Here is a 13498-nt window from a genome sequence, read left to right on the forward strand (position 1 = left end):
GATGGTACTTTTTTATGAATTTAAGAACATTCTGTTCACGTTTTTTGCAATCACTCCTCGTGCTTTATCTTTTTTTGCAAACAAAACGCCAATATTTCACATAAATAAAAAAGAAGATACAGAATACTACGAAACCAAATATAAAACTATTGATCTGATTAATCATTAAACAAAAGCGGATGTATCAAAAGTGACACATCCGCTTATATACATTAACTAATAATCTATCTTATTTCTTTGCACAACACTTCGGACCATTTCCAAAAGTAACATTAAATCCTAAACTTACATTTGCATTCAAATTATTAATAGGAATGAATTGAGGATTTACCTTGAATATCATATGGTCAGACCCAATAAAGAAGTTAAATCCTTTAGGGTGGAAGTTTAATACCCACCCGAATGATGAGCCATAAGTAGATATCCCATAGTTTACCGATGCATCAAACCATTTAATCGGTGCTACATTAGCGTAGAAACGTCCTTCGGTCCAAGTGAACGGTTTGTTAAAATGAGTAGACGACAAAAAGCCAAAAGACAAATTCTTATAATAAGGTAATATATACTCACCACCGATATTCAATGTAGCATTAAGGGCTGTGGTGCGCTTATAAGTTCCTTTATCATAAAATTGTACCATTTTCTCAAGATCATCGGATAGATCATCCAGTTGGTCATCTAAAGATTTGGAACCATCATCTATACCATCATCCTTTACCTGAATATTATTAAAGCCCTCAAATTTAAAAGGAACTTTACCATCATTAATACCTCCAACCGTATGATTCCATGATATAAAACCAAGATCCAGCACCGCTGCCGAAAGTGTTAACCCTTCTACAAAATCGTCCATTTTATAAGTAGCACCTAAATCAACAGCCATACCAAAACCTCCAAGTCCAGGACCATTTACATCAAAATCATCAATTTTATGGCGTGTTTCTCCGTTTACATCTGTCGCCTTTGTACCTAAAGTTGCTCCTTTCAAAGACAGATCACCTTCACCTTCCATCTGAATCATCCATTCTTTATCAGACAAAGTTATATCAGCTTTACTAAGATAAACATTAGCATTAGCTCCTCCAAACAAGAACTTCAATTTACCACCAACCGTCAACTTATCATCAATTTCACGAGAATGTCCCAAAGCCATTTCAACATAAGCATTGGCACGAACAGTCATATCTTTAAGATGATATTCCGTAACCTCCGAAGCTGTCTGACCATTTTTCAGAAAGGCAAACAAATCATATGGTAAATTATTATTTTCATTAACACGCAGATTGAGCCCAAAAGTATTAAATCCTCCCCATTTATGGAAACCAAAAGAAATAATCGGCATACTCAAATTCATATTAATCGTGTTCTGTTTATGCAAACTCCCTAAAAACTGCTTAGAATCAACACTTGGATGCATAAATGTTGTTGCACTATACGGAGGATTATTATATTTAAAAATAAAATTAGATAAACCAACATTACTTTGTGCGCCTATATTTATCTGACCAAAAATAGGAATAGCTACATAATTCCGCTCTCCCATAAAAGCCGGATTCATTTCATGACGGTAAACAAACCCGTCAAGAAAATAAGCAGAACGTAAACCTTGCGCAAAAACATTCAGAGACGACACAGCCAAGCAAGCTGCTAATATATACTTAATTGTACGTTTCATTATCGTATTATTATTTAGTGTATGATTAATTCAAATTAAGTTTTACTCCTCCCGGCACTTTAATGCGGATATTATCCAACTTGAGTGTTTGTTTTTCATTCAACCACACATCCTGATAATTCTCATCTTTATTTGTTGCATTTATCTTCAACAACAATCCATCGAGTTTCTTCATTTCGCCTTCCTTTGCCGTCAATTTAATCGTAAGTGGGGTCACAACCTCTCCTCCTTCAGTATCTTTTATTCCGTGCCCCGGTCTTATAAGGTCTGAAACTTCAGCCACTATACCTTCAATCTCTTCAGAATTTACATCAATAGCTATTGCTGATAATTCCAGATTCAAAGGTATCTTATTTATTGCATTCATTTCAACGTTCACAACTTTCACTTCAATTCCATTATCTACTATATCCGAGTTCCAATCATTTATTGTATCTCTATAAACAATATCCAGATTTTCACCGAACTTAAGCGGAGCATCAACAAAATAATCTGTAGAAACATGGTATGTTTCTCCCAAATCAATATCATATTCTTTTTGAAGAGCCTTTGCCACAATATTTTCAAGAGAAATATTATCCGGGATCTTTTCTATCAGATCATTCAAATTTTCAACTCGCACATCTGTTCCACCTTCTGGTGCTCCAGTTCCTAACCTAGACAAACATATTTGAGATGTAGTATTTGCACGAACTAAAATCGGATCAGTTCTATGATTCGTATCTCCTTCAGGTCCTGCTCCAATATAGACCACTGTAGAATTTGCACCTCTATAAGAAACAAGGTCACCATAAATATTAACATCAACAGGAGCTGTATTGGTAATTGTCAACAAGATTGAAGGATTGGTTATATCCATTATCACGTCTTCATCTTGCAGAAAATCCGGAAGATTATCAAATGAGACAGGTTCCATACTAACTTCTATATTGGGATCAACAATACCTTTTACTTTAGAAATTGTAAGTTTCACATCTTTCTGAGGATCACCTAATATTACTTTCGTATTCAAATTTAAAGAGATATCAGTTGTAGGAGCTATTCCGGCAGGAAAATCGCTTGATAAAATAAATGTTTGACCGTTTACAACTACATCATCTTCTATGAAAAGTCCATTATATTCCGCATCCGGATGTAAAACCAATCCCTGCCCCTCCTTCATCTTTTTAAAATAAAAACGGGAAACCTGTAACGGTATCCTTAATTGACCTCCGTTATCCTGATCGATACTTGCTGAAGCGAAATACAATTGATTACCTCTCAATTGATAATCCGGTCTATAGTCCGGATCTGATTTATTCAATTGCACACCCAAAAAGTCGGGAAAGTCAATTGTAAAATCCTGAAGATGAAGAATAGTCACTTCATTTTCCTTATTAAACGAAATAACTACATCAGCCGGCATCATATCATTAGGATCCGTATCCGCATAGTTAATATCAACAATATCTTTTGTTACTTCATTATTGGTTACAGTAAAAGTAGAAATCTGATTATCCACCTTATCTTCGGCTTTTTGAGCTTGATCCAATTCGGCTTTTTTAAATGTCAATTCCGTATCCACATCACTGGATTCAATATCACTTACTTTAACAGGATCAACCTGCACATCCGAATCAGATCCTGAACCTTTTTTCCGCAAAGCATAATTACCCGATTCATCTGTTTTAATAACATTATCAGGATCATCCTCGTCCAAATCAAAAATCTTTTTCAATGTAATTTCCTCTGTGTTACATCCCGGAAGAGAAAGATCTCCTCCTACTTGAATCGTCAAGTCAATGTCTTTACTTAAGTCATAGTCTTTATCCACACAGGAAAAGAGTAAAAATGACGTAGTGCATAAGCCTAACATGGCAAAGCGTAAATGTTTCTTCCGCATAATTTTCTGTCGTTTTAAAGAGAGCGTTCAATAATTATTAATTCTATTTGATTATTTTTGCAAAAATAAACAATGTGTCCGACAAAGCAAATTATATATCGCCTTTTTATTTATTTTCGCTACATTTCTTTCACATAACGAGCCTTTTATGTAACTTTGCAAAATAAATTCTTATATCTTAAAATAGAATTATAACAAACAACTCATACTTAAAACGATATGATTCTTTTTTTTAGAACTCCTTCTCAAAATGTGGTTGCCGTAGATGCTAACCATGATCTCTCACAAGAAGACATTAAAAAACTATGTTGGCTCTTTGGCGAAGCTAAAGCTGAAACAAGTGACAATCTACAAGGATACTTTGTAGGGCCACGTAAGGAAATGATTACTCCATGGAGCACCAATGCTGTAGAAATCACACAAAACATGGGTATTGAAGGTATCCTTCGTATTGAAGAATATTTTCCGGTAAAAAATGAAAAAGCAGAACACGATCCTATGCTACAACGTATGTACAAAGGATTGGATAATCTGATCTTCACGGTTAACCGAAAACCGGAACCTATTGTTTATATTGAAGACTTAGCCGCCTACAATGAGCAGGAAGGATTGGCGCTTTCCAAAGAAGAGATGGACTACCTGGTTCAAGTAGAAAAAGAATTAGGGCGTAAGTTAACAGATTCAGAGGTATTTGGCTTTGCCCAAATAAACTCAGAGCATTGTCGCCATAAAATATTTGGGGGAACATTTATTATTGATGGAAAAGAAATGGAATCATCACTTTTCCAAATGATAAAGAAAACAACCGCCGAGAATCCAAATAAAATAATTTCTGCATATAAAGATAATGTGGCTTTTGCCGAAGGTCCGGTAATTGAACAATTTGCCCCGGCAGATCATTCCAAGCCAGACTTCTTTCAAGTTAAAAATGTAAAAAGCGTTATTTCATTAAAAGCCGAGACTCATAATTTCCCAACAACAGTAGAGCCATTCAATGGTGCTTCTACCGGAACAGGAGGAGAAATTCGTGACCGTATGGGAGGTGGTAAAGGTTCTATGCCTATTGCCGGAACCGCTGTATATATGACTTCATATCCACGTACGGAAGAAGGCAGAGAATGGGAAGAGTTACTGCCTGTACGTAAATGGTTATACCAAACTCCGGAACAAATTCTTATAAAGGCTTCAAACGGAGCTTCGGATTTTGGAAATAAGTTCGGTCAACCGCTTATTTGTGGTTCAGTTCTAACGTTCGAGCATAAAGAAAATAACACTTTCTATGGCTACGACAAAGTAATTATGCTGGCGGGTGGCGTTGGTTTCGGAACTCAACGCGATTGCCTGAAAGGTAAACCGGAAACAGGGAATAAAGTCGTCGTTATGGGCGGCGACAACTATCGGATCGGTCTTGGAGGTGGTTCGGTTTCTTCCGTCGATACGGGACGTTATAGTAGTGGCATAGAATTGAATGCAATACAACGTGCAAACGCTGAAATGCAAAAACGTACTTATAATGTTGTACGTGCTCTCTGTGAAGAAGAAACAAACCCTGTTGTATCCATTCATGACCACGGTTCGGCCGGACATGTAAACTGTTTATCCGAGCTTGTTGAAGAAAATGGCGGATTAATTCATATGGATAAACTCCCTATCGGTGATAAAACTTTATCGGCAAAAGAAATCATAGCCAATGAGTCTCAAGAACGCATGGGATTATTAATAAAAGAGGAAGCTATAGAACATGTCCGCAAAGTAGCAGAACGCGAACGTGCTCCTATGTATATAGTTGGAGAAACAACCGGTGACGAACGTTTCGCTTTTGAACAAGCAGATGGTATACGTCCGTTTGATTTAGCCGTAAGCCAAATGTTCGGAAGTTCTCCTAAAACTTACATGATTGATAAGACGGTAGAAAAGCACTTTGAAAATCCGGCTTATGAGACTTCCAAGCTTCACGAATACCTCACCCGTGTTCTCCAATTAGAAGCTGTCGCTTGTAAAGATTGGTTAACAAATAAGGTAGACCGCTCCGTAACGGGTAAAGTAGCGCGTCAGCAATGTCAGGGAGAAATACAATTACCACTAAGTGACTGCGGTGTTGTAGCTCTTGACTACCGTGGAGAAAAAGGAATTGCCACATCACTAGGACATGCTCCTCAAGCAGCATTGGCTGATCCGGCAGCAGGTTCTATACTTGCCGTATCCGAGGCTTTAACGAACATTGTATGGGCACCGATGGCAGACGGAATGGATAGTATTTCCCTTTCCGCAAACTGGATGTGGCCCTGCCGATCTCAAGAAGGAGAAGACGCACGCCTGTATACAGCCGTAAAAGCATTATCAGACTTCTGCTGTGAATTGCAAATTAATGTGCCGACAGGTAAGGATTCTCTTTCAATGACTCAAAAATACCCGAACGGAGATAAAGTAATTTCTCCGGGAACAGTCATTGTGTCTGCCGGAGGAGAAGTTTCTGATATTAAGAAAGTCGTTTCTCCTGTACTAATTAATGATCCCAAATCGACAATCTACCATATTGATTTTAGCTTTGACAGACTGAAATTAGGAGGATCGGCATTTGCACAGTCTCTAAATAAGATAGGTGATGATGTTCCTACAGTACAAAATGCAGAATATTTCCGTGATGCATTCCTTGCCATTCAAGAATTAATCAATAAAGGTCTTATCATGTCCGGACATGATATTTCGGCAGGAGGTTTAATTACCACCTTATTAGAAATGTGCTTTGCTAATGTAGAAGGCGGTATGGAAATCACTCTTGATAAGATAAAAGAAGATGATATTGTTAAGATATTGTTTGCTGAGAATCCGGGAGTAGTCATTCAGGTTAAAGACAAACAGAAAGAAGACGTCAAGAAAATATTGGAAGATGCCGGTATTGGTTTTGTAAAACTAGGTAAGCCGACAGAAGAACGTCACATCCTGATTTCTAAAGACGGAGCTACTTACCAATTCGGAATCGATTATATGCGTGATGTCTGGTATTCTTCTTCTTATCTGCTCGATCGTAAACAGTCAATGAACGGTTGCGCTAAGAAACGTTTCGAGAATTATAAAATGCAGCCATTGGAATTTGTCTTCAACAAAGACTTCACCGGGAAGTTGAATCAATATGGTATCTCTCCGGAACGGCAGACTCCAAGTGGAGTAAAAGCCGCTATTATCCGTGAAAAAGGAACGAATGGTGAACGTGAAATGGCTTATATGCTTTATCTGGCAGGATTTGACGTAAAAGACGTAACAATGACAGATCTTATCAGCGGACGAGAAACATTGGAAGATATAAATATGATTGTATTCTGCGGTGGCTTTGCCAACTCTGATGTTTTAGGTTCTGCCAAAGGATGGGCAGGCAGCTTTTTATTCAATCCGAAAGCAAAAGCCGCTTTAGACAACTTCTATGCCCGAAAAGACACTTTATCATTAGGTGTATGCAATGGTTGCCAATTAATGATTGAGTTAGGTTTAGTCAATCCGGAACATACCAAGAAAGCTAAAATGCTACACAATGAGTCACATAAATTCGAATCTACTTTTATAGGGGTCACCGTTCCTATGAACAAGAGCGTTATGTTTGGCTCGCTAAGTGGAAACAAACTTGGCATTTGGGTAGCCCACGGAGAAGGAAAATTCTCATTGCCATACGACGAAGACCAATACAATGTCGTTTTAAAATATTCTTATAACGAATATCCGGGAAATCCAAATGGTTCCGATTACAATGTAGCCGGTTTAGCAAGCCGGGATGGTCGTCATTTGGCTATGATGCCACATTTGGAACGTTCATGTTTCCCTTGGCAGAATGCCAACTATCCGGCAGACCGTTTATATAATGACCAAATAACTCCATGGATAGAAGCGTTCGTAAACGCACGAAAATGGGTTGAAAGTCATAAATAAATATAATCCTTAAATATATATTCCGGAACTACTCCTACATAAAATAGTTCCGGAATTATTTTATCCAAATGTCACTCCCTGCGCCAAAGAATATTTAAAAAACGATTTTTCGTAACATTTATAGCAGAAATGGCAAACAATTATCCATAAAAACAGTTATTACTAAATAAGTTTTTTCCTTTACATTTTGCAGAATCGGTTATATTTGCGATTTTTGTAAAATATACCATCTTAAAACAATATTTTATTATGAATAGAATATTACTTTTTCTATTGCTCATTACTTGCTCTTACTGCGCAGCTCAAAACTACACTTATTTGGGAGTAGAGGATGGCCTCAGCAACAGAAAAGTATATTCCATTCAAAAAGACAAACGAGGTTATATGTGGTTTCTTACCCACGGAGGAATTGACCGCTTCGACGGTAAGCGATTTAAACACTACAAATTAAAAATCGATAGTAGAGACGTTAACTCATTCATTAATTTCAATCAATTACATATTGACACAGTCAGTAATATATGGGAAGTAGGCAGAGCAGGCGAATTGTTTAAATATAACCATTTCGCAGACGAATTTCAGCTAATAAATATTTTAAAAACCGACAAACAAGATAAAGATAATACTTTCCATTACGCATACATAGACGATAATAACAATATATGGCTATGTACTGCTCAGAAACAATATATTTATAATATTGACTCTAATCAAGAAATATTGCTGAACAGTAATTTAAATGAGGAAGTCAGTAACATCATTCAAATAGATAAAGAGACTTATTGCATCGGTACGTCCCAAGGAGTACATATAGGAACATTGAAAGATAATACGCTGCAAATCGTTAAAAAACAATCTTTAGATTCCCTTGAAGTACAAGTAGGCTCCTTATTCTACTCTAAGAAATTACATAAAATTATTATCGGCAGCTTTTTAAAAGGTGTATTTATATATGACATAAGCAAGAATAATGTCAAACAATTAAAGGAACTGGAAGATGTAAACATCAATTGTATTAAAGCACTGAATGAAAACGAGCTGCTTATTGGAACAGATGGTGCCGGAGTGTACAAAATGGATCTTTCAACAGATCAATTAATTCCATACATTACTGCGGACTACAATCATCCTAACCTAATGAATGGGAATAATATCAATGATATATATGTTGAAGGGAACAAACGAATCTGGATGGCTAACTATCCTATCGGCATTACAATCTTCAACCGGCATTTCCCTGCATACAAATGGATTAAGCATGCAATAGGAAATAAGAACTCATTAATAAATGACCAGGTAAATGCCGTTATCGAGGACGAAGACGGAGATTTATGGTTTGCGACTAATAATGGCATAAGTAACTATAGCGTACAGAAAGATACTTGGACAAACTTATTATCCTCTTTTCACTCCGATGCCCGAAATAAGAACCACATTTTCATGTCAATATGCGAAATCATGCCCGGAATTATTCTTGCAGGCGGATATACTTCAGGCATGTACTGGATTGAAAAAAAGACGATGAAAGCAAATTACTTTGTTCCCAGCTCATTTAAAGCGAATGCAAAAACCGATAAATACATACGTTCCATATATAAAGATTCACAAGAAAGAATATGGATCGGAGGATTCTACGACCTTAAATATATTGATATAAAGCAACATAAAATAGAATTCTTCTCTAAAATAAGACATATTAATAACATAATAGAAGAAGATTCCAATCATATGTGGATAGGCAACACCAACGGACTCTACCTATTGAACATAAAAACAAAAAAAATCGACCAAATAAAACTTCCCGTTAAATCTTTCTTCGTCAATAATATACATAGAGGAGCAGACGGAACTATTTATATAGGTACCAGTGGAGACGGATTGATTATCTATAATCCCAAAACAAAAGAATTCATCAACTACCGGAAAGAAAACAGCGCATTAATCTCAAACAGTATTTATACCATATTTTCTGATAAAAAAGGAAATTTAATATTAAGCACTGAAAATAGCATCACACGCTTTTATCTAAAGGAAAAGACTTTCCATAACTGGACAAAAGAACAAGGGCTCATGACCACTCATTTCAATATGAATTCCGGAACAAGTACAAGCCGAAATACAATTGTTATCGGGAGTGGTGACGGTGCTATTGAATTTAAGTTAGATACTTATTTACCCGAATATAACGAGGGTAAACTAATATTCAGTGACTTCCGATTATTTTATCAAACGATCCATCCGGGAGAAAAGAACTCACCATTGACAGAAGATATAAATGATACAAAAAAAATATACTTGAGCCACGACCAAAATATATTCTCATTACGTTTATCAACTATCAACTACGATTATCCTTCACAAGCGATGTACTCCTGGAAACTCGACGGGTTCTATAATGAATGGAATAAACCTAGCAGTGAGAATATAATTCGATATACCAACCTTGACCCGGGAAACTATAGGCTCCATGTCCGTGCTATTTCAAGCGAGGATTATCAAATATTGGAAGAACGGTCGATAAATATCATAATAGCTCCCCCATTTTGGAAAACTCCTTGGGCAATGATACTTTACGGTATCCTCATTATTCTTGTCATAGGAGCTATTTTGCGCTACTTCTTTATGAAGAAAGAAAAAGAAATATCCTCGGAAAAAGTCTCATTCTTCATTAATGCGGCACACGACATACGTACCCCATTAACCCTGGTTAAAGCTCCCCTGAATGATATTCTGGAGAAAGAGAAACTATCTCCTGACGGAGAAGCCAATCTGCTCACGGCCATACGAAGTACAAACAATCTTTTCAGGATAATAAATAATCTTATCAACTTTGAAAAGACAAGCGACTCTACCATAAAATTGCGTATCGCAGAATATGAGTTGTATTCTTTCATAGAAGAAATTATACAGCAATTTAAGTCATTTGCCGAAGCCAAACAAATACAATTAACTTTTGAGAGTAATTTCCGTTTTCTTAATGTCTGGTTTGATAAAACGAAAATGGATTCTATCTTAAGAAACCTGATATCTAATGCACTTAAATATACCCCGGAAATGGGTTCGGTAAGTATCACAGCTTTCAGCAATCCCCAGTATTGGAGTATAGAAATAAAAGATACGGGTATCGGCATCCCGGCTGATGAACAAAAGAAACTGTTCAGAATGTTTTTCAGAGGAAGCAATGCTGTCAATCTGAAAACATCAGGAAGCGGTATCGGTTTATTATTAGTCAAAAGATTAGTAAAGAAACATAAAGGGCGCATAATCATTAAGAGTGTTTTAAATGAAGGATCTTCATTTCTTGTAACATTCAGACATGGACATAAACATTTCAGACAAGATTTATTAAGTCTACCGGAACAAACCAGTTTAGCAATTACCGACAACAGATTATATGCCCCCAGTAAGAATTCAAGTGACGATACATTACCGCCGCCATCTTCCAATACGACAAAAATATTAATAGTAGAAGATAACGATGAATTAAAGAGCTATTTAAAACGCTCATTGACTGAGAAATATACCGTTCATCTGGCATCAAACGGAGAAGAAGGACTTATTATGGCTAAAAACATTATGCCCAACCTTATTATCTCTGATATCATGATGCCTAGGATGAGAGGAGATGAAATGTGCGTTGCTTTAAAAAGTGATATTGAAACATCACAGGATGGAATGGAAGAGTCCATAAGCGGAATGTGCGTTGCTTTAAAAAGTGATATTGAAACATCTCATATCCCTATTATACTTTTAACGGCATTGAGCGACAGAGAAAACATAATCAACGGATTAGCCATAAAAGCAGACGAATACATGACTAAACCCTTTGATATCGGTATACTTAAAGCAAATATAGCCAATCTATTAGCAAACAGAGCATTGCTTATCCAGCAATATGCTCACCTGGATTTAAAAGAACCGGAAACGAATAATTATTCTTCCGAGCTAGATTATAAATTCATGAGTAAAGTGAAAGAAGAGATTGAGAAAAACATAGATAATTCTGATTTTTCTGTGGAGAAGCTCAGTTCTGCACTCAACATGAGTCGTACAAGTTTTTATAATAAGATAAAAGCATTGACAACACAAGCGCCCGCCGATTTTATAAGGACACAACGTATGAACCGCGCAGGAGAATTATTAAAAGCTAAAAAGTACTCGATAAATGAAGTTGCATTCATGGTAGGATTCAATGACACAAAGTATTTCCGTGAAGTTTTCAAGAAATATTTCAATATGACTCCTAGCAAATATATCGGTAAAGACGAAGAAGATGAATAAATTATGAACATTTACTTAGAATCATTTGGAATTTTTTTAAAGATTGGTATGTTCACCATTGGCGGAGGTTACGCAATGGTCCCTCTTATAGAAGATGAAATTGTAGATAAACGTAAATGGATAAGCAAAGACGACTTTATTGATCTGCTTGCCATTTCTCAATCGGCGCCGGGTATTTTTGCTGTCAACATATCCATCTTTATCGGCTATAAATTAAAAGGAGTCAAAGGAAGTATCATCACTGCTTTAGGAACTGTACTGCCATCCTTTTTTATTATACTGGCCATTGCAATGTTCTTTCATAATTTTCAGGATTATCCGGTGGTGGAACGTATTTTCAAAGGTATTCGCCCGGCAGTCGTGGCACTTATTGCCGCACCGACCTTCAGCATGGCAAAATCCGCCAAGATAAACCGCTATACTATTATCATACCTATCATATCCACCTTACTGATCTGGTTATTAGGAGTATCGCCAATCTATATCATTATCTTTGCGGGTGTGGGAGGCTATATTTACGGACGTATTAAAAAAAATAATATATGATATTCTTATATATATTCTATACATTCTTCAAAATCGGACTTTTCGGGTTCGGAGGCGGTTATGCCATGCTTTCATTAATACAAGGTGAGGTAGTAACCCGTTACAACTGGCTTTCATCTAAAGAGTTCACAGACATTGTTGCCATAAGTCAGATGACACCGGGACCCATCGGTATCAACTCGGCAACTTACGTAGGATATACCGCCGTCCAGAATGCCGGATTTGACGGAATCCTTTACGGAATCCTAGGTTCATGCACCGCTACATTTGCAGTTGTGCTGCCATCATTCATTTTGATGCTCCTTATCAGCAAGTTCTTCTTAAAATACCAGAAACATCCTATGGTGGAAGCTGTGTTCAAAGGTCTGCGCCCGGCAGTAGTAGGTCTACTTGCATCTGCCGCTTTATTGTTAATGAATGTGGAAAACTTCGGAAGTTTCAACACAGACAAATATACTTTCATTGTCAGTGTTATAATTTTCATCATCACTTTTGTAGGGACTTATAAATACAAATTAAACCCGATTGCTATGATTATAGTGATGGGAATTGCCGGTTTCCTTATATACTGACATTTTTGTATCTATTTTAGATTAAATTTTAAATTGCCTTCACCCTTCACTTTCGGACATAAATCACTATTGCACAACAAGTAATAGTGAAGGTACTTTTTTGTGAACTGCACCCCAAAAGTTGGACAAAAAAGAGTCTGTATCGTCCTGCTTTTGGTTGACTGGTTAAACTTAATAGTCCTATTATAGGTTGTCTATTTTTATTTCTTATTCTGTTTAGATATCTTAGTCCTGCCTGGGGTTGACCGCCGGGGTACCCCGGCGGTCAACCCCAGGCTCTTTTTACAAAGATACACCTTCTTCTTCATTCTTGTACATATCTTGTTTGTTTTTATAGTATGTTTTCCACTGTCTCTTTAATATGCCACTCTGCCCGTGCGCTTCTTCAGGAGTAAGATAGCTATTGCTCAGATGTGGTCTTCTTTTATTGTAGAGTCCTATAATCTCTGCTATCCTCTCTCTTCCCTGCTCCAAAGATTCTATCGTTTCCCTGTTCAACCACTCCTCTTTCAGGATACCGTTTACCCTTTCGGCAACGGCATTTTCCTTTGGATCACCATTTTCTGTCATGCTAATCTGTATTCCGTGCGATTGCAGCAGTTCCACATATGCCTTGCTGCA

At 36.8% G+C, this 13498-nt stretch carries 7 protein-coding genes; 4 read left to right on the forward strand and 3 right to left on the reverse strand.

Going from position 1 to position 13498, the window contains the following annotated elements; all coding sequences use genetic code 11:
- Positions 1–229: 229 nt before the first annotated feature.
- Both DXB63_RS04790 and DXB63_RS04795 read right to left on the reverse strand, forming a co-directional pair.
- Positions 230–1675 carry a DUF5723 family protein gene (locus DXB63_RS04790; protein WP_122125238.1) on the reverse strand — a complete coding sequence of 482 codons (1446 nt, stop codon included), beginning with the start codon at positions 1673–1675 and terminating at the stop codon, positions 230–232.
- A 25-nt stretch (positions 1676–1700) separates the two neighbouring features.
- Positions 1701–3557: a hypothetical protein gene (locus DXB63_RS04795; RefSeq protein WP_147332258.1), complete on the reverse strand. Its 1857-nt coding sequence runs from the start codon at positions 3555–3557 to the stop codon at positions 1701–1703.
- Positions 3558–3776: 219 nt separating this feature from the next.
- Here DXB63_RS04795 and purL point away from each other — a divergent pair, with 219 nt between their 5' ends.
- From purL to DXB63_RS04815, 4 genes are all read left to right on the forward strand, one after another.
- The gene (gene purL, locus DXB63_RS04800) at positions 3777–7478 is read left to right on the forward strand and encodes a phosphoribosylformylglycinamidine synthase (protein ID WP_122125240.1); all 3702 of its coding nucleotides are present in this window, start codon (positions 3777–3779) and stop codon (positions 7476–7478) included.
- Positions 7479–7727: 249 nt separating this feature from the next.
- On the forward strand, positions 7728–11759 hold the full coding sequence (locus DXB63_RS04805; protein ID WP_122125241.1) for a two-component regulator propeller domain-containing protein: 4032 nt from the start codon (positions 7728–7730) through the stop codon (positions 11757–11759).
- A 3-nt stretch (positions 11760–11762) separates the two neighbouring features.
- Positions 11763–12305, forward strand: a complete 543-nt coding sequence (locus DXB63_RS04810) for a chromate transporter (RefSeq protein ID WP_122125242.1) — start codon at positions 11763–11765, stop codon at positions 12303–12305.
- Complete coding sequence (locus DXB63_RS04815) at positions 12302–12877, forward strand: chromate transporter (protein ID WP_122125243.1); 576 nt, start codon at positions 12302–12304, stop codon at positions 12875–12877. Before DXB63_RS04810 ends, DXB63_RS04815 begins: the two co-directional genes overlap by 4 nt.
- A gap of 282 nt (positions 12878–13159) precedes the next feature.
- Here the strand turns inward: DXB63_RS04815 and DXB63_RS04820 are convergent.
- On the reverse strand, positions 13160–13498 hold a 339-nt coding region (locus DXB63_RS04820), incomplete at its 5' end, for an integrase core domain-containing protein (RefSeq protein ID WP_147332259.1).

The organism is Bacteroides sp. OM05-12, assembly GCF_003438995.1.
Classification (GTDB): Bacteria; Bacteroidota; Bacteroidia; order Bacteroidales; family Bacteroidaceae; genus Bacteroides.

Bases quoted from the DNA above. Each gene is read 5' to 3' on its own strand.
- DXB63_RS04795 (WP_147332258.1), bottom strand. From the start codon at position 3,557: ATGCGGAAGAAACATTTACGCTTTGCCATGTTAGGCTTATGCACTACG.
- DXB63_RS04815 (WP_122125243.1), top strand. From the start codon at position 12,302: ATGATATTCTTATATATATTCTATACATTCTTCAAAATCGGACTTTTC.
- DXB63_RS04790 (WP_122125238.1), bottom strand. From the start codon at position 1,675: ATGAAACGTACAATTAAGTATATATTAGCAGCTTGCTTGGCTGTGTCG.
- DXB63_RS04805 (WP_122125241.1), top strand. From the start codon at position 7,728: ATGAATAGAATATTACTTTTTCTATTGCTCATTACTTGCTCTTACTGC.
- purL (WP_122125240.1), top strand. From the start codon at position 3,777: ATGATTCTTTTTTTTAGAACTCCTTCTCAAAATGTGGTTGCCGTAGAT.
- DXB63_RS04810 (WP_122125242.1), top strand. From the start codon at position 11,763: ATGAACATTTACTTAGAATCATTTGGAATTTTTTTAAAGATTGGTATG.